The sequence below is a fragment of the Blautia sp. BCRC 81119 genome, from assembly GCF_003184505.1.
In the GTDB taxonomy this organism is placed as follows: Bacteria; Bacillota; Clostridia; order Lachnospirales; family Lachnospiraceae; genus Blautia_A; species Blautia_A fusiformis.
This window is the reverse complement of record NZ_QJHD01000001.1, coordinates 24969-49051: the sequence shown is the minus strand read 5'-3', so window position 1 is coordinate 49051 and position 24083 is coordinate 24969. Positions and strand designations below refer to the sequence as shown.

The 24083-nt window shown below is 42.4% G+C and carries 18 protein-coding genes, 1 tRNA gene, 1 pseudogene and 1 riboswitch; all 20 genes and pseudogenes read left to right on the top strand.

Annotated elements, in window-relative coordinates:
- The 20 genes and pseudogenes from DMI82_RS20505 (at position 1) to DMI82_RS20175 (ending at position 23910) form a co-directional block, all read left to right on the top strand.
- A complete protein-coding gene (locus tag DMI82_RS20505; protein WP_330409171.1) occupies positions 1-225 on the top strand; it encodes an Hpt domain-containing protein in 225 nt (74 codons plus the stop codon).
- Positions 226-438: 213 nt separating this feature from the next.
- Positions 439-1938 carry a response regulator gene (locus DMI82_RS00230; protein ID WP_110101990.1) on the top strand — a complete coding sequence of 500 codons (1500 nt, stop codon included), beginning with the start codon at positions 439-441 and terminating at the stop codon, positions 1936-1938.
- 3 nt (positions 1939-1941) lie between these two features.
- Positions 1942-2139: pseudogene (locus tag DMI82_RS20610) on the top strand (hypothetical protein); the annotation flags it as partial.
- A gap of 46 nt (positions 2140-2185) precedes the next feature.
- Positions 2186-5041, top strand: a complete 2856-nt coding sequence (locus DMI82_RS00220) for a transporter substrate-binding domain-containing protein (protein WP_110101989.1) — start codon at positions 2186-2188, stop codon at positions 5039-5041.
- A 178-nt stretch (positions 5042-5219) separates the two neighbouring features.
- A complete protein-coding gene (locus DMI82_RS00215; protein WP_110101988.1) occupies positions 5220-8051 on the top strand; it encodes a response regulator in 2832 nt (943 codons plus the stop codon).
- A gap of 163 nt (positions 8052-8214) precedes the next feature.
- A riboswitch (cyclic di-GMP riboswitch) is annotated at positions 8215-8290 on the top strand.
- A 299-nt stretch (positions 8291-8589) separates the two neighbouring features.
- Positions 8590-9639 (top strand): GGDEF domain-containing protein, encoded by a 1050-nt coding sequence (locus DMI82_RS00210; protein WP_110101987.1) that lies wholly within the window; start codon positions 8590-8592, stop codon positions 9637-9639.
- A gap of 1182 nt (positions 9640-10821) precedes the next feature.
- Positions 10822-12087 (top strand): sn-glycerol-1-phosphate dehydrogenase, encoded by a 1266-nt coding sequence (locus DMI82_RS00200; RefSeq protein ID WP_110101986.1) that lies wholly within the window; start codon positions 10822-10824, stop codon positions 12085-12087.
- A gap of 70 nt (positions 12088-12157) precedes the next feature.
- Complete coding sequence (gene ispF, locus DMI82_RS00195) at positions 12158-12649, top strand: 2-C-methyl-D-erythritol 2,4-cyclodiphosphate synthase (RefSeq protein WP_110102108.1); 492 nt, start codon at positions 12158-12160, stop codon at positions 12647-12649.
- A gap of 1 nt (position 12650) precedes the next feature.
- The gene (gene cysS / locus DMI82_RS00190) at positions 12651-14060 is read left to right on the top strand and encodes a cysteine--tRNA ligase (RefSeq protein ID WP_021650981.1); all 1410 of its coding nucleotides are present in this window, start codon (positions 12651-12653) and stop codon (positions 14058-14060) included.
- Positions 14045-14470 (top strand): Mini-ribonuclease 3, encoded by a 426-nt coding sequence (locus tag DMI82_RS00185; RefSeq protein WP_021650980.1) that lies wholly within the window; start codon positions 14045-14047, stop codon positions 14468-14470. Before cysS ends, DMI82_RS00185 begins: the two co-directional genes overlap by 16 nt.
- A 10-nt stretch (positions 14471-14480) precedes the next feature.
- Positions 14481-15206 carry a 23S rRNA (guanosine(2251)-2'-O)-methyltransferase RlmB gene (gene rlmB / locus DMI82_RS00180; RefSeq protein ID WP_227573913.1) on the top strand — a complete coding sequence of 242 codons (726 nt, stop codon included), beginning with the start codon at positions 14481-14483 and terminating at the stop codon, positions 15204-15206.
- Positions 15207-15242: 36 nt separating this feature from the next.
- Positions 15243-15827, top strand: a complete 585-nt coding sequence (sigH, locus tag DMI82_RS00175; protein ID WP_110101985.1) for an RNA polymerase sporulation sigma factor SigH — start codon at positions 15243-15245, stop codon at positions 15825-15827.
- Between the two features lie 84 nt (positions 15828-15911).
- Positions 15912-16265, top strand: a complete 354-nt coding sequence (locus DMI82_RS00170) for a hypothetical protein (protein ID WP_059085171.1) — start codon at positions 15912-15914, stop codon at positions 16263-16265.
- A gap of 164 nt (positions 16266-16429) precedes the next feature.
- A tRNA-Thr gene (locus DMI82_RS00165) sits at positions 16430-16502 on the top strand.
- 114 nt (positions 16503-16616) lie between these two features.
- The gene (locus DMI82_RS00160; RefSeq protein ID WP_015525883.1) at positions 16617-18284 is read left to right on the top strand and encodes a glutamine--tRNA ligase/YqeY domain fusion protein; all 1668 of its coding nucleotides are present in this window, start codon (positions 16617-16619) and stop codon (positions 18282-18284) included.
- Positions 18285-18473: 189 nt separating this feature from the next.
- Complete coding sequence (locus DMI82_RS00155; protein ID WP_022426223.1) at positions 18474-19079, top strand: Maf family protein; 606 nt, start codon at positions 18474-18476, stop codon at positions 19077-19079.
- 8 nt (positions 19080-19087) lie between these two features.
- The gene (locus tag DMI82_RS00150) at positions 19088-19753 is read left to right on the top strand and encodes an HAD family hydrolase (protein ID WP_044961208.1); all 666 of its coding nucleotides are present in this window, start codon (positions 19088-19090) and stop codon (positions 19751-19753) included.
- The gene (locus DMI82_RS00145; RefSeq protein WP_015525886.1) at positions 19746-20549 is read left to right on the top strand and encodes a Cof-type HAD-IIB family hydrolase; all 804 of its coding nucleotides are present in this window, start codon (positions 19746-19748) and stop codon (positions 20547-20549) included. Before DMI82_RS00150 ends, DMI82_RS00145 begins: the two co-directional genes overlap by 8 nt.
- Position 20550: 1 nt before the next feature.
- A complete protein-coding gene (locus tag DMI82_RS00140) occupies positions 20551-20808 on the top strand; it encodes a hypothetical protein (protein WP_015525887.1) in 258 nt (85 codons plus the stop codon).
- 120 nt (positions 20809-20928) lie between these two features.
- Complete coding sequence (locus DMI82_RS20175) at positions 20929-23910, top strand: LPXTG cell wall anchor domain-containing protein (RefSeq protein ID WP_242981790.1); 2982 nt, start codon at positions 20929-20931, stop codon at positions 23908-23910.
- Positions 23911-24083: the final 173 nt, after the last annotated feature.

Sequence of the window (24083 nt, the reverse complement as noted above, 5' to 3'; positions counted from 1 at the left end):
ATGACAATACAGGAATGCTATGAAGCTATCGGAGGAAATTATGAAGAGGTTTTAGGACGCCTTCAAAGCGAAGCACTGATCCGGAAATTCACATTAAAGTTCCTTGAGGATCCGAGTTACCTGCAGTTAAAACTGGCATTGGAAAATAAAAATTATGAAGATGCTTTCCGCAGTGCACACACACTGAAAGGGGTTTGTCAGAATCTTTCTTTTGACCGTCTGTAAGAGGTTAGTAATGAGTTAACAGAACTTTTGAGAGATAGAACCGGAGCGCAGCCTGGGATATCGGAGGCAATGGAAAAAGTAACAGAAGTATATGAGAGGATGATTGAAGAAATAAAGAAGGGACTGTCGAATTAAGTGATGCGACACGACGTTCGATCTTTGACCAGGTGCTTGGAACATCATAAACCCATTGGATAAAGGAAATAAAAAAATATGGATAAAAGACAAAAGATCCTGATTGTAGACGATTCAGAATTTAACAGGGATATGTTGAAGGAGATCCTCGGAGAAACTTATAATTACCTGGAAGCGGAAAATGGAAATCAGGCAATTCAGATGATAGGAGAAAATATAGGAATTGATCTGATGCTTTTAGATATCAATATGCCACAGATGAATGGTTTTGAAGTCTTGGAAATAATGAAAAGAAGCCAGTGTATTGCTGAAACTCCTGTAATTATGATATCTTCGGAAGATGCCGTTGATACTATGCGTAAGGCATATGAGCTGGGAATCACGGATTATATCACACGACCGTTTGATTCTGTGATTGTAAAGAAAAGAGTTCAGAATACCCTGGGACTCTATATGAAGCAAAAGCATCTGATTAATGTGGTTTATGATCAGGTTTACGAAAAAGAAGAAAATAATAATATTATGATCCGGATCCTGAGTAATGTACTGGGATCACGTAACAGTGAGAGTAGAGAACATATCCTGCATATTAAAACAGCAACAGAACTGATGCTGAGACAACTGGTAAAAATAACAGATGCTTATCCTATGACAGAGGCAGATATTTCTTTGATCACAACAGCATCTTCTCTTCATGATATCGGTAAGATCCGTATTCCGGAAGAAATCCTGAACAAACCTGGCAGACTTACCGATGAAGAATTCAGAATTATGAAAACTCATAGTGAACTTGGTGCAGATATGATCCAGGATATGCATTTCCCAAAAGACAATTCATTGGTACGTGCTTCATGGGAAATCTGCAGATGGCATCATGAAAGATGGGATGGAAAAGGTTATCCGGATGGACTGAAAGGAGAAGAAATACCAATCTCCGCACAGGTGGTGTCGATCGTTGATGTTTATGACGCACTTACAAGTGAAAGATGTTATAAGAAAGCATTTGATCATGACACAGCGATCCAGATGATCCTGGATGGGCAATGCGGACAATTTAACCCCATCCTCCTTAAGTGCCTGAAAGAGCTGCGTCTTCAGCTTTCGAAAATGCTTGATAAAGAGAAGGATGACAATAGCTATTACCATGAAGTGCAGAGACTTTCAAATGAAATACTCAGCGACAGATCTTTACCGAACCCAAATTATTCACAGAGTATTCTCAGGGTCATGAAGGAAAAGGTTGATTTCTTCAAAGCGAACAGCGGCATGGGTTCAATTGATTACAATACAAGTTCCGGTCAGCTGACTATATTAAACGGAAAACAGCAGATATTATATCAGAGAAATAATCCGGATTTTGATCTGTTCAAAGAATTCGGAGTAAATGAAGAAGATGTTCATCATATTCAGGGTTTATTACATCAGACATCTGTACAAAATAAAGAAATCTCTGTGCAGATAAAAGCAAGGGTGGAAAATGACCGCCAGATGTATAAACTGAAATTGCATACATTGTGGTCGCCTTTAAAGAAGGATGGATACATTGGGATCGTTGGATATTTTGATATTGTAAAATAGAAAAATGCAAAGGAAGCTCAGAAGGAGGATCCTAATGAAAAAGAAAATCCGGCACTGGCTGGAATTACTATTCTTGCTATGACTGCCAATGCCTTTGATGAGGATAGAAAGAAAGCACTGAAATGTGGTATGGATGGGTTCTTGTCCAAACCAATTGTCATAGAGGAATTGATCATCATCCTGCAGAAGAACCTGGATTAGGTGTCCGGAGTATTAGAAAAACCGCACAAATAAAGGAAATAAAAATATGGATAAAAGTAGGAAAAAATCAACCGTACTATGTGCAGGTATATTTGTGTTTCTGGGAATATGGATGGTATTGACAGTACCTTGCCGGGCTGCTGAGACGAACAACGATGAAAAGCAGTCACAGATCATCCGTGTCGGCTCATTTGAGGATACTTTTAATTATGTCGATAAAAACGGTGTAAGACGAGGATATGGATACGAACTTATGCAGGCTTTGGCAGGTTATACCGGATGGAAATTTGAGTATGTGAAATGTGACTGGTCTGACTGTTTTGATAAACTTGAAAATGGTGAGATCGATATCATGGGTGATATCTCTTACACCGATGAACGTGCACAAAAGATGCTTTTCCCGGATGAACCGATGGGGGAGGAAAAATATATCCTTTATGCTGATTTATCGGATACGGATATTGGAATGTCTGATTTCAAGTCTCTGGATGGGAAACGTGTAGGTGTGCTCATGGATACAGAACCTGAGATCATGCTGACAGAATGGGAAAATAAGAATGGCATACATACAGAACATGTAAATGTGAATAATGATGATGATGTCGAAAAGAAATTAGCAAATCATGAGATCGACTGTTTTGTATCTCTGGAGGAATCGATCTGGTCTGAACAGGGAATATCATCCGTTACCACGATTGGCAAATCAGGCATATATTTTGCAATAAATAAAGAACGCAGCGATATCAAGACGGAGCTGGACTATGCTATGCGTCAACTGGAACAGGATAGTCCCTTTTTTAAGGCAGATCTGTATAAGAAGTATTTTACACTTGATTATATTCAGGTTCTTACAGGTAAAGAAAAGGTCTGGGTGGAAGAACATGGAGGTATCCAGATAGGATTTTTGAACAATGATCCGGCAATCTTTTCCATGGATGAAGAGACTGGAAAACTTACCGGTATGCTGGCGGAATATATCTCCTATGCCAAAGATTGTCTGGGAAATCAGACACTGGAATTTAATATACATGCATATGATGATTATGATGAAATGATTCAGGCGCTGCAGAATCGTGAGATTGACATGATTTTTTATGCCGGCAGGAATCCATATTTTGCAGAACAAAACGGATATGCACTTACAAACACAGCCTGGACTTACAGTTTGATGGCGGTAACTGATGAGGAAAAATTTGATGAGAATAAGGTGCATACTGTAGCTGTGCCAAAGGAAAAATATGCCTTAAAACAGCATATTGCATTCAGTTATCCTGAATGGAAGCTTGTAGATTGTGATTCGCTTGACAATGCAGCAGATATGGTCATCCAAGGAAAAGCAGACTGTTTCCTCATGGGAGCAAGCCAGGCGCTGATATATGATAACAGTCAAAAGTTCAAGAGTGTTCCACTTACAAAAACAATGGAGGCATGCTTTACTGTAAGAGAGGGAGAGGGAAGCCTTTTATCAATACTGAATAAAACTATAAAGGCCATGCCGTCTGACATGCTTACAAGTGCACTTGCTATCTATGACAGTACTGCAGATAAAGTAACATTTTCTGATTTCATAAAAGACAATCTGCTTGTTTTTTTGGCTACGGTAGGATTTTTGGCACTCAGCATCATTGGTATTATCCTCGTACTTTTGCGGAAGGCAAGGAAAGCAGAAGCTGTCGCAAAGCTTGCGGCAAAGGATACAAAAAAACTCAATGACAAACTGGAAATCGCTTTGAAAAAAGCAGAGGATGCCAGTCTGGCAAAGACTCGTTTTCTTAACAATATGTCACATGACATCCGTACTCCTATGAATGCAATTCTGGGTTATGCACAGCTTATGGAGGAAGAACTAAAAGAAAAGGATCTGCCTGAAACTTCAGATCATCTGGAAAAATTGCAGCAGTCTGGAAATCTTCTTCTGTCAATCATAAATAATGTACTTGATATGGCTCGGATTGAGAGCGGAAAGATGGAAATTGATGAGAACTATGGCCGGATTGAAGATATCCGGCAGACTTTATTTGAAATATTTGGTGATGAAGCAAAGAAAAAGAATATTGCACTTCATTACACAATAAATGTGGAGCATGAGCATATACTGACAGATACTACCAAGGTAAAAGAAATATTTGTCAATATCCTGAGCAATGCCATAAAATATACCCCATCCGGTGGTTCTGTTATGATAAACATAGACGAATTAGTATGTGATGAGCCCGGGTACATGATGGTAAGGACCAGGGTGAGCGATACCGGAATCGGTATGAGCCAGGATTATCTGACAAAGATTTTCGATGCATTCACGCGTGAGCGAAACACTACAAAGAGCAAAATCACAGGAAGCGGATTGGGAATGTCAATCGTAAAGAGATATGTTGATCTGCTCGGCGGAACAATAGATGTAGAGAGTGAGCCTGGAAAGGGCAGCACCTTTACTGTAACATTAAAACACAGGATAGCGGATGAAAGCTATTATGTAAAAAAACATGATGAAGGCTCTGGAACAGCCAGTAAAATCCTTGAAGGCAAGAATATCCTTTTGGCAGAGGACAATGATCTGAATGCAGAGATTGCAGAAGCAATACTTGAGCGTGCCGGCCTTAAAACAGAACGTGTGGAGGATGGCATTCAGTGTGTAAATAAGATAACAAAAATGCCGGTGGGAACATATGATATGATCCTCATGGATATCCAGATGCCCCGAATGGACGGTTATAAAGCAACACAGGCAATCAGGCACTTACCGGATAAGGATAAGGCATGCATACCGATCGTTGCAATGACGGCAAATGCATTTGAAGAAGATAAGCGGGATGCTGTTGCAGCTGGAATGAATGGTCATATTGCAAAGCCGATCCAGATTGATAAACTGCTGTCGATGTTAGCGGAAGTTTTAAGGCAGTAAGAAAACTAATAATTTCGTGTTATACTGAATGGAGTGGTCATTCTTTCTGTATTGAAAAAACAGGAAAACTTACAGACTGGGAAGGACAACAGCATGAACGCAAACAGACTGCGTTCATGAGCAAGTAGCGAAAGCGGATTGCGAATGTCCGCTTTACTGGATGATAAAGAGGAAATGAATGAACAGAAAGATAGAAAAACAGATAAGAAAAAAGAGTAAGAATAATAGAGTATGTTTGAGCATTTTTGCATTTGTCATGCTGCTTTTTGTACCGTTTTTTGTTTATGCGTCGGAAACAAAAAGTGATGGGAATACAACTCAGGTAATAAAGGAAGAAAATAAAACCGTGAGAGTTGGCTATTTCCCATATGCCAATTTTCAGGAAGGCGGCTATGGGGAACACAAGCAGGGAGCAGGCTATGAGTATCTCCAGAAGATTTCGTATATAACTGGCTGGAAGTATGAATATGTCTATGGCTCATTTAAAGAGTGTCTGGATATGTTGGCAGATGGAGAAATAGATATACTTGGAAATGTCAGTTACACACCGGAAAGAGCAGAATCTATAGATTACTCAACCTATGCCGCAGGAACAGAAAGATATTGGATCTATACCCGGGAAGATCATACAGATCTTATGGATGGTGATCCAAAGCAGATGAATGGCTGTCGTATTGGTGTAGCAGATGGAAGCTATCAGAAAGAACTTCTGGAAAAATGGCTGGACAGCAATCAGATCCAGGCAGAGGTGGTTGTTTGTAAAGGCTATGATGAAATGATAGAAAAACTGGATGCAGATGAACTGGATGCACTTGTGATCCCAGTGCTGTCTGTCAACAGCGATTTTATTGCCATTGCCAATATCGGTGCAAGTGACTGTTATTTCGGTGTATCAAAATCCAGACCAGATCTGTTAAAGGAATTAAATTCTGCCATGGAAGAAATCAACAATACAGAAACGGACTACAGCAGCAAGCTGTATGCCCGTTATGAAGGAAAAGCGGTCATAAACTATGCACTCAACAAGGAAGAAAAACAATGGCTGGATGCACATGAAAATACGATCCGCGTGGGATATCTAAAGGATAATCTTCCTTTTTGTGGTGAAGAAAATGGGAAACTCACAGGAATTCTTGGAACTGTTCTGGATACTGTTCAGGAAAAATATAAAATTACGATCAAGGCAGTTCCATGTTCCACGGGAGTAGAGATGAATGAGGCATTGCAATCTGGCAAAATAGATATTGCCGGTCCTATCATTCAGGATTTTTATACACAGGAACAGTTTCAAGTGGTTTTGACGGATGCAATCTTTGATATTACGCCGGTTGTTATTTACAAGGGAAAAGAATATAGCAGCAGTCTCTCTACGGTCGCAGTGACAGAGACCTCACTGTATTCTGGATTGATGGTGTCCCTTCTTTTTCCAGATGCAGAAATCAAACAATATGATACACAGGAAGAATGCCTGGAGGCTGTAGCAAATGGAAAAGTGGGAGCAACTGTCGTTCCATCCTCAAAGATCAATATTCTTAATGAAAGTCCACTGACCCAAAGTCTGTCATTTGCAGAGATGGCAAAACGGCAGGAATTAGGAATGTTCACGACGAGAGAAAACAGAAGAGCAGCTACCATTATCAATAAAGCAATTGAGCAGTCATCCAATGTTTTAAATGGTGTTGTCCTTGCACAGAATTCTGTTTCAGAAAAGGAAATGACCTTGAAGGATATCCTTGCTGAGCATGCAGGCTTAGTTATCGGAGTTTCGTTTGTGATTATTTTTGTACTGCTTCTTCTGGTTTATTCTCTTTCCGTGAGTAGAAAAAAACAGATGGAAGCCCTGAAAGAAGCACAGAATGCAAATGCGGCGAATATTGCAAAAACGACATTCCTGAACCATATGTCTCATGATCTCAGGACACCAATGAATGCAATTGTTGGATTTACAGATATTGCCATGAAGAGGAAACCGGACAAAGAGGTGGAGAATTGTCTGAAAAAGATCAGGCAGAGTTCAGAATATCTGATGACACTGATCAACGATGTGTTGGATATCAGCCGCATTGAAAGTGGTAAACTGGAATATAAACCGGTACCGACAGATCTCAGGGATATGATAAATACTGTTTTGTCGATCGCAAAGGGATATATGGAAAATCGTGACCTTAATTTGTATGTTTCAAGAGAAAAACTAAAAACTCCTTATGTGATGGTAGATGAACTCAGAATCAGGGAAGTATTGCTCAACATTATCAGTAATGCAGTCAAATTTACAAAAGACGGAGGCACCATTTCATTCGCTGCAGAAAACGCTCCGGGTAATGATGAGAATCATATAATTGTACGCTATCGTATATCAGATACCGGAATTGGTATGAGTGAGGAGTTCCAGACCAGAATATTTGATGAGTTCAGTCAGGAAAATGGTGGGGCAAGAACCAGCTATAAGGGAGCCGGACTGGGAATGGCCATTGCCAAACAGTATGTAGATCTTATGGGTGGAAAAATTGAGGTCAGCAGCAGAAAGGGTATTGGCTCAACATTTACGGTAGAAATTCCCCTGCTTATAGCAGAACAGATACTGTCTGAAAAGGAAGAAAAGTTAAGGAAAGATATGGATTTACATGGTCTGCATGTCCTTTTGGCAGAGGACAATGATTTAAATGCAGAGATAGCAGCAGCTTTGCTGGAAGAACAAGGGATGATCGTAACTAGGACTGCCGATGGAAAATCTGCCTTGGCACAGTTTTGCAATACAGCTCCGGGGACCTTTGATCTGATTTTGATGGATATCATGATGCCGGAAATGAATGGCTATGAAACGACAAAAGCTATCAGAAATCTGTCGGAGCGTCCAGACGGAAAGGAGATCCCTATTATTGCAATGACAGCAAATGCATTTGCAGAGGATGTACAGGCTGCTTTGCATGCCGGAATGGATGACCATGTGGCGAAGCCGGTTGATATGAGGATTTTAATATCTGTCATCACAAAATATATAGAACGGTAATGTCAATGCTGCGTGGATTTCGGAAGTGGGAGAACAGTTCGATATATATATCGGCTGTTCTTTTTTTATTTTTGGACGTTAAAACGGTAATGTTTTTCTTGTATATAGTAGAGCACTATAGTATAATAAAACCAGTTTTTTTGTATACGTGTAAAAGCTATAATAAGGAAATCGGCAAACCAGATGAAAGTCTGGGACGCAAAGCTACAGGGCCTGTAAAATGGCAGCCAGTTGCATAAAATGAGGTGCACTGTCTGGTTGGCAGTGCTTTTTTTGAGGAATGATTTATCAACAGGAGATGATCTTCCCGATATTTGTACACAGACAGTTTATGATCCAAACATCAATGACATGAGTGGATTGATAAGCTGCTGTTGATGTTAGCGGAAGTTATAAAGCAACAAGAAAACTGCTGCAACTGTCATTCCATCTTCAAAGATTAATATTCTTAATGAAAGTTCGCTGACCAAAAGTCTGTCATTTGATTTCCTGTAGGAAAGTAAATGAATATTATTTAAGGTTTGGGATAAATTGTGAAATGCAGACAAACAAGAAAAGTAAAAATATAATAGGTATTATACAGAGTTTCCTTATATTGATATTAGTAGTTCTTATTATTTTTATGATGATTCAGATTAGTAGGCTGCAGGGGACAGCACGCGTAATAAATTATGCAGGTCTGGTACGTGGAGCTACACAGCGTGAAGTAAAATTAGAAATTACAGGAAACCAAAATGAAGAATTAATTAAATATTTGGATGATATTCTTCTTGGATTGAGATATCAGGATGGACATTATGATCTGGTAAAACTCAATGACGAAGAATACCAGGAAAAATTGCAAATCCAGAGTGATTACTGGGATAAATTGAAAACAGAAATTGAAGCAGCAAGAAACAAGGGATACGAAAATACAGACATTGTTAATATGAGTGAAATATATTTTTCGATGGCAGATGAAACTGTCTCTTCCGCAGAAAGCTATTCAGAAAAGATCGCTGTAAAGATTCGTACTATAGAGCTTTTGTCGGCACTTGATATGTTGAGTCTGGTGATATTGGTTATTATGCAGACTCTAAGGGCAATGCAGATGGCAATGCAAAACAGACTGCTGGAACAGAAAGCATTCATAGATGCCCATACTGGGCTGCCAAATAAAAATGCCTGTAATGATCTTCTTAATAAAAAAGATATAATTACAGATCCTACAGCTTGCATAATGTTTGATTTAAATAATTTAAAAACTGTAAATGATACAATGGGACATTCCGCAGGAGATCAGTTAATAATAAATTTCGCAAAGCTTTTGCGCAGTGTTATTCCAGAAAAGGATTTTGTTGGAAGATATGGCGGAGATGAGTTTATAGCAGTCATTTATCATACAAGCGAGGCGAAAATTAAGGAAATATTAAAATCCTTGAACAGAGAAAAAGACAGATTAAATAGTTATGAAAATCAAATACCAATCGACTATGCATGCGGATGGGCATTATCCTCCGATGATATGTCGTGTACAATGCAGATGTTATTGGATGCTGCAGATGCTTATATGTATAAAAATAAACAGATATGCAAGAAATATAATTAGCTTTCAGCTCAGAGTAGATAAAAGATAATAGACGCGATCAGACGAAATATTGTTTTGCGTAGAAACACTGGAAATCCTTGAAAACAAAGGATTCTTGGTATAAGATGAAACAAGTCAAAGCACGTTATTGCGTAAAAAAAGAAAGCAATATATTTATACCGTGAAGTCTGGAAAGTGTTGATTTTAAAGCATTTTTGGATGTGTGGGATGCTTTGAAAATATGATTTTGTGACAATTTTGTGACAAACGGCGGAAAAATCACGGATTTACAAAGACGAAGCATATTGATTTCATGATCGGCATATGCTATAATGCCAGTAGGCAAAAAAGATATGACGATGTTCCATGTGAACAAAGAACGAACCCCCGTATGTACCACCAATACATGCGAGGGTTCTTCTCTTTTTATTTCAGTGGTTGAGCATCCACCAGGCTATTCGTTGTCCTTGTTATGACTGTCTAACCATTTGCAAATGAGATGGCAAGTCACACCTGCCGCAACAGCCACTAAAAAAGATATGACTATTTCCATGTGTTCACCTCCCCCCGTTGCCGGGTCTCGGTTGGACAACGCAGTCAGTATAACACAACTTAGAACAGAATGGAACATATAAAAATACCCGGTGCAAATTAATGTACCGGGTGTTTCTTTGGCCTTTTTGTCAATTCTTGATGTTTTTGTTTTAACCATTCTTCATACTGCTTTTGAGTTTGAATAGAAGAGTTATAGTCATTAGGGCAAGGAGAAACTTTCTTTCCCTTAATCAAATCTCTGTAATAGTAGGATTCTTTTTGCGTTTCCGGTCGTTATATTGCTTTTGAGCTTTTTTGTCAGCAGAACATTTAGGGCAAAAATTTACACGTTTACAGAATGAAATGAAAAAGCTTGAAAATGTAATGTAATAATCAGAGCCATTCCCTTTATTGGGCGTGGCTTTTTATTATGACAATTTTTGTGACAAACAAAAGAAAATAGACGCAACCAGACGAAACATTGTTTGGCGTAGAAACACCGGAAATCCTTGAAAATAAAGGATTTTTGCTATATGATGAAACAAGTTGAACTCTATCATTGCGTAATAAAAAAAAATCCTGTATAATACCAAACTGTAATATTGTATCATTCAGCGGACAGAGAAATACGCTGTGAATCATTAAAAGAAGTCAGGAGGACATAAGTACATGCGAGTCGATGCGGACGATTTTGCCCGACCTTGCAGCTGCGGGAGGGAGCACCACATAGACGTTAGAGAAATTGTAATTGAATCAGGAGCTATCGGGAAACTGGAAAAGGAAATGTCAGACGGTGATCTGAAAGAATGTATTTCCCCGCTTCTGATCTGTGACACGAACAGTTACAAAGCTACAGAGGAACTGATGGAGGATATCTACGACCGGTGTCAGGTACTGATCCTGGATGCTGAAGGTCTTGAGGCAGATGAGCGTGCCGTGGAGATCGTGGAGAATTATATGGAAGAGGACATCGATCTTGTTCTTGCAGTTGGAGCGGGGACGATCCATGATCTCAGCCGTTTTGTCGCCCATCAGTACCGGATCCCTTTTGTCTCTGTGCCCACCGCAGCCAGTTCAGACGGATTTACTTCCACAGTAGCAGACATGACCTGGAATGGTGTAAAAAAAGTATTTCAGGCATCTGCGCCACTTTTTGTTTTTGCGGATACGGATATTTTTGCTAAGGCGCCTGCAAGGCTTACAGCAGCCGGGGTGTCGGATATTCTGGGAAAATACATTGCGCTGGCAGACTGGAAGATAGCAAGTATTCTTGTGGATGAATACTATTGTACAGCGGTGGCAGACCTGGAAACAAAAGCGATCCGGACTGTTAAGGATAATCTGAAAGAAATTGCAGCAGGAGAGAAAGATGCATGTGAGAAGCTGATGTATGCGCTGATCCTTTCCGGACTGGCCATGCAGATGACAGGAAACTCCAGACCGGCATCCGGGGCGGAGCACCATATGGTCCACCTCTGGGATATGGAAGTGGTCAATGGTCACCTGGATGCTCTTCACGGGGAGAAGGTTTCTGCAGCAACCATGCTGGTCCTTCTGGAATATAAAAAGCTTGCAGATGCTATCCGAAGAGGAGCCTGCAGAGTGCATGCCTTTACAGACGGAGACACAGAACTCCTGCAGGAGACCTTCGGCAGAAAAGGGATTCTTGGAGCACTTGAAAAAGAAAACACCCCGGAACTTCTGGACGATGTAAGCACAGAAACACTTTCCGGTGCACTTCCGGAAATCCTTAAGATCATAGATCTTCTTCCTGCAGTTACAGATATGCAGGAGATGATGAGTATCGTTGGCTGCGTGAGCAGAGTCCGGGATATCGGACTGCCGGGAAAAGCGATCGAGGAGAGTCTCAGACTTGCACCGTATACAAGAAGAAGGCTGAGCCTTCTGAGACTTCGGAAGATGCTCACATACTGAGCAGGAACAGCTCATAAAAGGTTCTTTTGACTTGACATAAATTTCAGGAAAGGCAGTGATGAACGGTTTGATGAGAGTAGGAATGGGATATGATGTACATAAACTGACAGAGGGCAGGAAGCTGATCCTTGGTGGTGTTGATATTCCCTGGGAAAAAGGTCTTTTGGGCCATTCGGATGCGGATGTTCTGATCCATGCGATCATGGATGCACTTCTGGGAGCTGCGGCTCTTGGAGATATCGGAAAGCATTTTCCGGATACAGACCCTGCATATAAGGGAATCTCCAGTGTGAAACTTCTGGTGCATGTTGCCGGATTACTGAAGGAGAATGACTATGCGATCGGAAATATCGATGCCACCATCATTGCTCAGAAACCGAAGATGGCACCACATATTCCGACGATGAGAGAAAATATCGCAGAAGCACTTGGGATTAAAATATCACAGCTGAATATCAAGGCGACCACAGAGGAAGGCATTGGATTTACAGGACAGGGAGAGGGAATCTCCTCACAGGCGATCTGCTCCCTGTACAGAATCGGGAAATTGGAGGAAGAGTAACATGAAGATTTTTAACACACTGACACGCAGAAAAGAGGAATTTGTACCTCTGGAAGAAGGAAAAGTAAAAATGTATGTCTGCGGACCTACGGTATACAATCTGATCCATATCGGAAATGCCCGCCCTATGATCATTTTTGATACGGTGCGCAGATATATGGAATATAAAGGATATGAAGTAAATTATGTATCCAACTTTACCGATGTAGATGACAAGATCATTAAGAAGGCCATTGAAGAGGGCGTTTCCGCAGAGGAAATCTCTACCCGTTATATCAAAGAGTGCAAGAAGGATATGGCAGATATGAATGTAAAACCTGCTACAACTGCACCTCAGGCTACACAGGAGATCCAGGGCATGATCGACATGATCCAGACTCTTATTGATAAAGGATATGCATATCCGGCAGCTGACGGGACCGTTTATTTCCGTGTAAAGAAATTCAAAGAGTATGGCAAGCTTTCTCATAAGAATCTGGATGATCTCCAGTCAGGATTCCGTTCTCTTAAGGTATCCGGTGAGGATCAGAAGGAAGATCCGTTAGACTTCGTGCTTTGGAAACCAAAGAAAGAGGGCGAGCCGTCCTGGCCATCACCGTGGTGCGACGGACGTCCTGGCTGGCATATTGAGTGCTCTGTTATGTCCAAGAAATATCTCGGAGAAGAGATTGATATCCATGCAGGCGGTGAGGATCTGATCTTCCCGCATCATGAGAATGAGATCGCACAAAGTGAGTGCTGCAATGGTAAGATTTTTGCAAGATACTGGATGCATAATGGTTTCCTGAACATCGACAACCGCAAGATGTCCAAATCTCTCGGAAATTTCCGTACCGTTCGTCAGATCGGTGAACAGTATGATCTTCAGGTTCTCCGTTTCTTTATGCTGAACGCACATTACAGAAGTCCGCTGAACTTCAGCGCAGATCTGATGGAGGCAGCAAAGAACTCTCTGGAGCGTATCCTTGAGGCGGCAGGCAAGCTCAGCGACCGTAAAGACAATGGGGCGGCAGAGAATATTACAGAGGAAGAGCTTGCGCTTCTCAAAGAGGCAGAAGGTTTTGTTACCAAATTTGAAGCGGCCATGGATGATGATTTTAATACTGCAGATGCACTTGCGGCAATTTTTGAGCTTGTAAAATTTGCCAACACAAACGTAGACGAGAACAGCTCAAGGGAGTTTGCCGGTGGTCTTTATGAGGAACTTTTTAAGCTCAGTGATGTGCTGGGACTGAAAATCGAGAAAAAAGAAGAGATTCTTGACAAAGAGATCGAGGATCTGATCCAGGAACGCCAAGCTGCAAGAAAGGCAAAGGATTTCAAGAGAGCAGATGAGATCCGAGATGAGCTCCTGAAAAAAGGTATCATCCTTAAAGATACAAGAGAAGGTGTGAAATGGCAGAGAGCTTAAAGAAACTGAAAGAGCTGTTTGATCTGAAAGACGCAGACCTTCGGACTTATTCGCCGCTGACGCTGGCCTATATCGGGGATGGTGTTTATGAGCTGGTGATCCGTACTATTCTTGTGAAAAAAGCGAATTGTCCGGTAAATCGTCTCCACAAAAAAGCTAGCAGCCTTGTAAAAGCATCTGCGCAGTCGGGTATGATGGAGATCCTCGAACCACTTTTGACAGAAGAAGAAAAAAGTGTATATCGAAGAGGAAGGAATGCGCATTCCGCTACCATGGCCAAACATGCCACCATGGCGGATTACCGGCGTGCCACAGGGTTTGAGGCGCTGATGGGATATCTTTACCTGAAAGAGGATTTTTCAAGGATACTGGAACTGGTCCATGCAGGACTTGAGAAGGAGGAAATTTAAATTGACTGAAATGATAGAAGGAAGAAATGCGGTCCTTGAGGCATTTCGTTCCGGTAAATGTGTTGATAAACTGTTTATTCTGGATGGCTGTCAGGACGGACCGGTCCGCACCATCGCAAGAGAAGCCAGAAAACATGATACCATTGTAAAATTTGTTCCAAAGGAACGATTGGATTCCATGAGCGAGACAGGTGCACATCAGGGTGTGATCGCACAGGTTGCGGCTTATGATTATTCTACAGTGGAAGATATCCTGAAAAAAGCAGAAGATAAGGGAGAGCCTCCGTTTATCATTCTTCTTGATAATATTGAAGATCCTCATAATCTGGGAGCTATCATCCGTACCGCAAATCTCGCAGGTGCTCATGGTGTGATCATTCCCAAACACAGAGCAGTAGGACTGACTGCTACGGTTGCAAAGACGTCGGCAGGCGCACTGAATTATACACCGGTTGCCAAGGTTGCTAATCTGGGACAGACTATTGATGAACTGAAAGAAAAAGGCATCTGGTTCGTATGTGCAGATATGGACGGAGAGGTGATGTACCGTCAGAATCTGACAGGACCTATTGGCCTTGTGATCGGAAATGAGGGAAATGGTGTAAGCCGCCTTGTAAAAGAGAAATGTGATTTTACTACCGCGATCCCGATGAAAGGGGATATCGATTCCCTTAACGCTTCTGTAGCAGCAGGGGTGCTTGCTTTTGAAATCGTGAGACAGAGACTGTCAAAATAAATACATCAAATACAGCCATAGCTGTTCGGAGAAAAAATGTGCCGATATAATGAGATGACGGATGAAGCTCTTATCAAAAGACTTCGTGCAGGGGAATCTGCAATTGCAGATTATCTGATGGAAAAGTATAAAGGTCTGGTCAGAAAAAAAGCCCGTGCCATGTTTCTGATAGGTGGGGACACAGATGATCTGATACAGGAGGGGATGATCGGACTGTTTAAGGCAGTCCGTGATTACCAGTCAGACAGGGAGTCGTCTTTTCAGTCTTTTGCAAATATATGTATTGACAGACAGATATATACTGCAATTAAAAGTTCAAACCGCCAGAAACATCAGCCACTGAACACTTATGTGTCTTTAAGCGACGGAGAGGCGGAGGAAAACTTCAGAGATTCCTGTGTGGAGCATGATAATCCGGAATCGATCCTGATCGACCGGGAAAATGTGGCGGCTCTTGAAAATGAAATGAAAAAGAGCTTGAGCCCTCTGGAAAACAGGGTACTGCAGTTGTATCTGGATGGAAATGGATATATGGATATTGCCCAGATCCTTGGAAAAACACCGAAATCCATTGATAATGCACTGCAGAGGATCCGTGGGAAAATTAAAAGCTATTTTTGAGAAGAGTAAATACCTCTTTCCTTTTGAATATAAAAGTATTAAAATAATATTCATAAGGAGCAGAATAAGAAAGGAGACCAAATTATGGCAAAGATCAATAAATATTGGGGACTTGTTGCAGTAGGAGCGCTTACCGCTGCCGCAGCAGGAGCTATCGCAGCACTTGTATCCAGACGATCTGTATGCGAAGAAGACTTTGAGGATGATTTCGAAGATCTTGATGATTTCAAGGATGACGAGAAGAAGGAAGAAAAAGAAGAGAAAGAAGTCTTCCAGGACTGGGACAAGACTGCATCTGAGACTGTAGAAGTTTCCAAAGAGGCAGAGGATGCTGAAGAGGCACCAACAGAAGCAGAAGAGGAAACACCTGCAGATGATGAATCGGAGGCCGAAGCGGAAGAAGAGACAGAAGCAGAAGAGACAAAGACAGAAGAGTAAAAAGAGAATCCTGCGTGCTGTGTCTGTGAGCGACAGCACACAGGATTTTTTGTGCTATAATCATGAAAATATGAATTTTTAAAAAAATAAAAATAATGTATTGACAATATGACAATCATCTGATAATATAAACAACTGTGAGCGGCACAAACGTCGCGAAACAAGCTGCTGTGGCTCAGTCGGTAGAGCGTCGCCTTGGTAAGGCGGAGGTCACGGGTTCGATTCCCGTCAGCAGCTTTTTTTGTGTCTAAAAACAGACAATTTTTTGTTTAGATAAAGGTTTTGCGGGTTTCAAAAATTCCGGATTTATGATAAGATAAAACATCAGGATGATATTTAGGAGGGAAAGCAATGGAGAACGAAACAGTTTCCAAAAACTTTATTGAAAATATTATAGACAAAGATCTTGAAGAAGGCGTTTATGACACCGTGCATACACGTTTCCCACCGGAACCTAACGGCTATCTTCATATCGGACATGCGAAATCCATTCTTTTAAATTATGGATTGGCTCAGAAATACAACGGAAAATTCAATCTCCGTTTTGATGATACCAACCCTACAAAGGAGAAATCCGAATTTGTAGAGTCCATCAAGGCTGACGTGAAATGGCTTGGTGCAGACTGGGAAGACAGACTTTTCTTTGCATCTGATTATTTTGATCAGATGTATGAGGCAGCAGTGAAACTTATTAAGAAAGGCAAGGCCTTTGTCTGCGACCTGACTGCAGACCAGATCCGTGAGTACCGAGGAACTCTTACAGAGCCAGGTAAAGAGAGCCCGTACAGAAACCGTACTGTAGAAGAGAATCTTCAGCTTTTTGAAGAGATGCGTGAGGGCAAATACGGAGATGGCGAGAAGGTTCTCCGTGCCAAGATCGATATGGCATCACCGAATATGAACATGCGTGACCCGGTCATTTACCGTGTAGCCCGCATGACACATCACAATACAGGAGATAAATGGTGCATCTATCCGATGTACGACTTCGCTCATCCAATCGAGGATGCCATTGAGGGTGTGACACATTCTATCTGTACTCTGGAGTTTGAGGACCACAGACCGCTTTATGACTGGGTGGTAAAGGAACTGGAATATCCGCACCCACCGAAGCAGATCGAGTTTGCAAAGCTGTACCTGACCAACGTTGTTACAGGTAAACGTTATATCAAGAAGCTTGTTGAGGACGGCATCGTAGATGGATGGGATGATCCGAGACTAGTATCCATCGCCGCACTTCGCCGCCGTGGATTTACACCGGAGTCTATCCGTAAATTTGTAGAACTCTGTGGTGTTTCAAAGGCGAACAGTTCTGTAGATTATGCAATGCTCGAGTACTGCATCCGTGAGGACCTGAAGCTGAAACGTCCGCGTATGATGGCGATTCTTGATCCGATCAAGCTCGTGATCGATAACTATCCGGAAGGACAGGTTGAGTATCTTGAAGCTCCGAATAATATGGAGAATGAGGAACTTGGAACCAGAAAGATTCCGTTCAGTGGAGAACTTTATATTGAACGTGATGATTTTATGGCAGAGCCTCCTAAGAAATACAAACGTCTCTATATTGGAAATGAAGTTCGTCTTATGAATGCATATTTTGTAACCTGCACAGGTTATGAGGCAGATGACGACGGAACGATCCGTGTAGTCCACTGTACCTATGACCCGGAGACCAAGGGCGGAAATGCACCGGACGGACGTAAGGTAAAAGGAACGATCCACTGGGTGGAAGCATCCAATGCAGGTAAAGTTGAGGTAAGACTTTACGAGAATATCGTAGATGAAGAAAAAGGTGTTTACAATAAAGAAGATGGTTCTCTTAATGTAAATCCGAATTCTCTTACAGTAACAAGTGCTTATGTAGAGCCGGAGCTTCTGAAAGCAAAAGGTTATGACAGCTATCAGTTTGTACGTAACGGTTTCTTCTGCGCAGATATCCATGACTCCAGGGAGGGAGCACCGGTATTTAACCGCATTGTATCTCTGAAGAGCTCTTTCAAATTACCGAAAGCATAAAAACTGTCAAAAAGAATACGAAACATATGACAGCAGTACACCGTGAACAGGTATCAGGGTGTACTGCTTGTTTTGTTTTATCGTCATCAGGAATAAATGGATAAGTACAAAATGCTCCTGCAACGATTTCGGTTGCGCCCATTTACAGAAACGGTTATACTGATAACACAGGAAAGAGAGGAATTACACATGAAGAAAATCGTGCTTGCTTCCGCATCTCCCAGGAGGCGGGAACTTTTAAGCCAGGTAGGAGTCGCCTTTGAAGTGAAGCCTGCCAGCGGGGAAGAACGGATCACCAGTGCAGAGCCTGCGAAAGTGGTGGAGGAACTTTCTCGTCAGAAAGCTATGTTTACGGCATACGCGCTGGAGGAAGAGGAGAACCGAGATCTGAGAGATGTGGTTGTGATCGGTGCAGATACCGTTGTATCTTATGAGGGTAAGATTTTAGGTAAACCGGCAGATGAGACAGCTGCAATAGAGATGCTCGCTATGCTGCAGGGGAATACACATCAGGTATATACCGGTGTAACTTTGCTGATAAGAGAAAAAGGGAGATGGAAAGCTCATACCTTCCATGAGTGCACAGATGTGAGCTTTTATCCGGTGACAGAGGAAGAAATAAAGGAATATGTAAACAGCAAAGACCCAATGGACAAAGCCGGAAGCTATGGGATCCAGGGCGCCTGGGGAGCCTATGTGAAGGGAATCCGTGGTGATTATAACAACGTGGTGGGACTGCCTGTGGCAAGACTGATCTATGAGACAAAAAAACTGGGAATGAACCTGAGAGGATGAAAGACAAAATGATAAAAGCTTGTATATTTGATCTGGATGGAACAATTGCGGATACACTGGAATCTATGGCATATGTGGCGAATGAGATCATGGAAAAGTTTTCCCTGAAACCACAGCCGGCAGATAATTTTCGTTATTACAGCGGTGAAGGTGCAGATATGCTGATCAGAAGATGCCTGATCGATGCAGGAGATCCGGAGCTGGTACACTACGAAGAAGTCAGGGAACTTTATCGCAGGAAATTTGATGAAGATCCGCTGTATAAAGTTGTGCCATATAAAGATATGCCGGAAACCCTTCAGAAGCTGAAACATACAGGCCTTAAGATGGCTGTATGCTCCAATAAGCCTCATGTTGCGGCGCAGAAAGTGGTAAAGGCGATCTATGGCGATCTGTTTGATGAGGTGATGGGACAGCAGGAAGGGATCCGCAGAAAGCCGGCACCGGATGGTCCGCTGAAGATTGCAGAAGATTTCGGCGTAAAGCCGGAAGAATGTATGTATATCGGAGATACAAAGACAGATATGCAGACAGGAAGTGCTGCCGGAATGTATACCGTTGGTGCACTATGGGGATTCCGTGACAGAGAAGAGCTTGAAAATAACGGTGCAGATATTGTAGCAGCTGTACCTGGTGATCTGTTTACTATTTATGAGGAGAAGCAGCATGATTAAGATGGTTGCCAGCGATCTGGATGGAACGCTGCTTATCGGTGGAAGACAGACGCTGCCGGAAGAGATCTTTCCGCTGGTAAAGGAACTGAAAAAAATGGGAATCCTCTTTGTGGCAGCCAGTGGCAGACAGTATGCCAATATGAGGAATCTTTTTGCGCCGGTAAAGGACGAGATGGCATTTATCAGTGAAAATGGCGGGCTCGCTGTCCAGAATGAGAAGCTTCTGTACTGCGACAGCTTTGACAAAGAACTGGTCAGAGAGATCATTCAGGTAATATGGGAAAAGCCCGGAGCGGAATTTTCCTGTTCTACAAAGGATTTTTATTATATCATGCCCAAGACAGAACATTATCGCCATCTGATGATCGAAGAAGTAAAAAATCAGTGTAAGATCATAAAGAGTTTTGATGAGATCACAGAGCCTTGTATGAAGGTTGCAGTTTATGAGAGAGAAGGAATGACGGAGGAATCCATCCAGTACTGGAGAGAACGGTTCAAAGACAGATGTACTGTTGTGACATCCGGATTTGCGTGGGTGGATTTTGTTCCATTTACCACGAACAAAGCAAAAGGGATCCGTAAATACCAGGAACTTTTGGGAATCGGACCGGATGAATGCATGGCGTTCGGGGATGAATACAATGATATTGAAATGATGAAATCTGTAAAATACAGCTTTGCCATGAAGCATGCGAAGCCAGGGGTAAAGGCGGCGGCTTTCTACGAGACAGAGAAGGTGGAACCAGTACTTCGCAGACTGATTGCGGCGGGCGGAGATATAAAGGAGGTACTTTAATATGTACAAGAAAGAATATGTCCAGACATTTCTGGAAAAACAGGGTCAGCTTTTTGATGAGCCGGTAGCAGAGGATTTTGAGGAGGCAGAGGAATTTCTCGAGGATTGCATGGCAGTTGTGCTGGATTCCCTGAAGGATGTTAAAAAATATCTGGATGGAATGGGCGCAGATGTGGAGGGGATTTCCCTGAAGGAGCTGGAAGAAGAAAGCGAAGTATTTAAACTCCCGGACGGAAAATATATGATCGTAGAAGGCTGACGGAAAGCAGGGATTACACCTCTGAAAATTAAATATGATAAACTTGCATCAGCAAAAAGAAAGCCCTGCGTAGAAAGGGTAAATGTGGGGAAAATAAAATGATGTAAAGGAGGATGGGATATGAAAAAAAGCAGAGTGCTGGCAGTCGTCATGGCTGTGCTTATGATTGTAACGCTGCTTCCATCGATGGTATTTGCCACTACAGCTCCATCTGGAAATCTTGATGGAAAGCTGAAGGTCAAAGGAACACTTGCGATCGGGTCTACCTTAAGTGCAGATTACTCAAAGGTCAAGCCGGAGGGGATCACAGATGATAATGTGAGTTTTTCCTGGTCATTAAAAGACGGAGACCTTCTTACAGAGGTAGGAACTGACAAGACTTATAAAATCGATGAAAAAGATCTGGGTATTCCGATCGTTCTGAAGATCACCGGAAAAGAAGAGACGGGAGTCAGTGGTGAGCTTACGGTGACGACCCAGGAGGTTTCCGAAACAGAGGAGGAAGCCAAAGCACTGGCAGAAAAGAAAAAGGAAGAAGCCAAAGCAGCAGGAGAAGATCCGGATGCGGAGGAAAGTGAAGCTTCGGAGTCTTCAGAGAACACGCCGGATACAGAAGCTGGAACGTCAGAGGAGCCTGATAGTGCTCAGCCTGAGGAAACCATAGAGCCGGCAGAAGAAACGGAGTCTGCGGATGTGCAGGAGAATACAGATGTACAGGAACCTGCAGATACCCAGGAGCCTGCTGAAAACTCTGTTATAGAAGTAAACGGAGAACAGTCAGGGTCTCAAAATACCGATGAGACAGATGCATCCGGAGACAATCAGACGGAGACGCCAGCTTCCGCAGATACAGCAGCAGACGCTACCGAAAAAAATGAGGAACCGACATATTCGGCATCTGCATATACGGAAGATGGAAGTGGAATTCTGGATTTTGGTTCCGTGGAAGAGGGATATACGGAAATTCCGGAAGCACAGATGGTTACTATCACAAATAACGGAACCGGAGATCTTAATTTTAAAGAGATCGCCCCGGAGAATTTCATGGCTGCGGATATTAACGATGCGCCATTAAAGAGTGGTGAAAGTGTTGCTGTGTGGGTAAAACCACGAGAAGGTCTGAAGGCTGGAGAATACAAAGATCTGATCACGTATCATACAGAAGAAGGTGCCGATGTCTTCTTTGAAGCGGACTTTACAGTAAAAGAACCGGAAAATAAAAAAGCCGAAGATAATGAAAGTAATGAGCAGACAGATCCTGGGGAAACATCGGACCCTGCAACGGAAAAAATATATAAGCTAACTGCGGATCCGACAGAACTGCCTTTTGATGATCTGACTGCCGGTTATGAAAAGGTAGAAACAACAGGTACAGTCACGATCAAAAACGAAGGTACAGAAGCTGTGACGTTAGTACAGCCTGAGTCGGAGTTTTTTGATATTGCGCCGGTCAGTGAAGTGGAGAGCAGCGGAAAAATCCAGTTGGCGCAGGGAGGAGAGCAGACCTTTACCGTACAGCCTAAGCTTGGACTCTCTGCAAAAGATGATCCATACGTGGAAGAGCTTGTATTTGCTTCTGATGAAAGCACGGAAGCATCTGCTACAGTGACGGCTTCGGTTATGGTAAAGACAGAAACACCAAAAACAGTTACTGCAACAGTGAAACCGGAAGGCCCTCTGAAGTTTGGAACACTGGAACAGGGCTATGAGACTGCGCCGGATGCAAAGCCTGTAACCGTAGAGAATACAGGTACAGAGGCTATCCGGATCCAGCTTTCTGCTCCGGAGGATTATGAGGTGGGAGAGCCTTCTGCGGAAGTGCTCAATCCCGGAGATAAGGCGGCAACCTTTACCGTACAGCCCAAGACTGGTCTTCAGGCCGGAGATCACAGTGATACGATTTCTGTGACAGATCAGAATACCGGAAACACACTGGCTGAAGTCCGGCTGGAATTTACAGTTTCGGAGCCGGAACCGGAACCCAATCCCGGTCTTTCGGTAACAGACAGTCTGGAGTTTGGAACTAAAGAGGAAGGCTATAAGGAACTTCCTGATGCGAAGAAAGTTACAGTTACCAACACCGGAAATACAAAGATCGTTTTGAAACAGCCTTCATCAAATGCATATACAATTGGTACACTTTCCGCCACAGAGCTGGAAGCAGGAGATAATGCAACCTTTAGCGTACAGCCGGTCAGCGGACTTTCACAGGGGGAATATCTGGAAGACATTGTGATCGCCAATGATGCAAATGTGGAAGCTTATGTAAACGTTCATTTCAGCGTTACAAAGAAAAAAACAGATAACAGTAAGAAGGCGAATAACCTTACAGGTATCAAAAAGCCATCCGATATCAAAGATCTTCCCAATGGAACCCAGAAAACCCAGAAAGCCCTGAAGCTTCCGGGAACAGTAAAGATCACTACAACAAAGGGAGAGCAGAAGGCATCTGTTAAATGGGATGTTAAGGGATCTTCTTATGATCCGTCTTCTGCAGAACGTCAGATATTTAATGTAAAAGGTACTGTCATTCTTCCGGAGGGGGTTAAGAATCCTAACAAGATCAGTACAGTGATCGCAGTAAGTATTACAGTAAATGGATATCAGGGCACGGAAGCCGCTGCATCGGACAATAAGATCACAGGAATTGATTCCAATGGCAAGTATGATACCAATACAAAGATCACCTTTACAGCATCTGGTGCAGGGATGGATAATACAAACCCGCGTAAGGGAGATACCAGATATCAGCCGAAGAGCTGGAAGATCACAGAGACCCGTACCTGGGATGGAGAGCCTTATACTGCAACATTCCGTGTCAGCAAGCCAGGAAAATATACTCTGAAAGTTACCTTTGGACAGCAGAAATATGACGGCTCCAGCTGGAAGGATACCGGTACACAGTCAGAAAGTACGGTTACTTTTACGGTATCACAGGCAGCAGTTCTTACTGCGACTCCGAGTCCGGCAGTGACACAGACAAATCAGAAATCTGCAGTGCAGACGGGAGACAGTACACCGATCATGACATTTGTGATCATTTTGATCGTGGCTGTGGTATGTATTGGAGGAATCCTTGTATATCGTAGAAAGAAAAAATAAGAACAGAATGTAGAAGATAGTTTTACAGCACCCTCCGTACAAAAAAATGTACGGAGGGATTTTTTTGCACATAGAGATCCGTTTTACATGCTGTTGCTAGCACTCTATAATGATGAGTGCTAAATTTTTCTTGACTTTTGTAAAAAGTCGTATTAGTATATATTTATTGAAAA

What these genes read in the sequence shown, in the direction of transcription:
- DMI82_RS20505 (WP_330409171.1), top strand. Translation starts at nt 1, where the DNA reads ATGACAATACAGGAATGCTATGAAGCTATCGGAGGAAATTATGAAGAG.
- DMI82_RS00230 (WP_110101990.1), top strand. Translation starts at nt 439, where the DNA reads ATGGATAAAAGACAAAAGATCCTGATTGTAGACGATTCAGAATTTAAC.
- DMI82_RS00220 (WP_110101989.1), top strand. Translation starts at nt 2,186, where the DNA reads ATGGATAAAAGTAGGAAAAAATCAACCGTACTATGTGCAGGTATATTT.
- DMI82_RS00215 (WP_110101988.1), top strand. Translation starts at nt 5,220, where the DNA reads ATGAACAGAAAGATAGAAAAACAGATAAGAAAAAAGAGTAAGAATAAT.
- DMI82_RS00210 (WP_110101987.1), top strand. Translation starts at nt 8,590, where the DNA reads ATGCAGACAAACAAGAAAAGTAAAAATATAATAGGTATTATACAGAGT.
- DMI82_RS00200 (WP_110101986.1), top strand. Translation starts at nt 10,822, where the DNA reads ATGCGAGTCGATGCGGACGATTTTGCCCGACCTTGCAGCTGCGGGAGG.
- ispF (WP_110102108.1), top strand. Translation starts at nt 12,158, where the DNA reads ATGAGAGTAGGAATGGGATATGATGTACATAAACTGACAGAGGGCAGG.
- cysS (WP_021650981.1), top strand. Translation starts at nt 12,651, where the DNA reads ATGAAGATTTTTAACACACTGACACGCAGAAAAGAGGAATTTGTACCT.
- DMI82_RS00185 (WP_021650980.1), top strand. Translation starts at nt 14,045, where the DNA reads ATGGCAGAGAGCTTAAAGAAACTGAAAGAGCTGTTTGATCTGAAAGAC.
- rlmB (WP_227573913.1), top strand. Translation starts at nt 14,481, where the DNA reads ATGATAGAAGGAAGAAATGCGGTCCTTGAGGCATTTCGTTCCGGTAAA.
- sigH (WP_110101985.1), top strand. Translation starts at nt 15,243, where the DNA reads ATGTGCCGATATAATGAGATGACGGATGAAGCTCTTATCAAAAGACTT.
- DMI82_RS00170 (WP_059085171.1), top strand. Translation starts at nt 15,912, where the DNA reads ATGGCAAAGATCAATAAATATTGGGGACTTGTTGCAGTAGGAGCGCTT.
- DMI82_RS00160 (WP_015525883.1), top strand. Translation starts at nt 16,617, where the DNA reads ATGGAGAACGAAACAGTTTCCAAAAACTTTATTGAAAATATTATAGAC.
- DMI82_RS00155 (WP_022426223.1), top strand. Translation starts at nt 18,474, where the DNA reads ATGAAGAAAATCGTGCTTGCTTCCGCATCTCCCAGGAGGCGGGAACTT.
- DMI82_RS00150 (WP_044961208.1), top strand. Translation starts at nt 19,088, where the DNA reads ATGATAAAAGCTTGTATATTTGATCTGGATGGAACAATTGCGGATACA.
- DMI82_RS00145 (WP_015525886.1), top strand. Translation starts at nt 19,746, where the DNA reads ATGATTAAGATGGTTGCCAGCGATCTGGATGGAACGCTGCTTATCGGT.
- DMI82_RS00140 (WP_015525887.1), top strand. Translation starts at nt 20,551, where the DNA reads ATGTACAAGAAAGAATATGTCCAGACATTTCTGGAAAAACAGGGTCAG.
- DMI82_RS20175 (WP_242981790.1), top strand. Translation starts at nt 20,929, where the DNA reads ATGAAAAAAAGCAGAGTGCTGGCAGTCGTCATGGCTGTGCTTATGATT.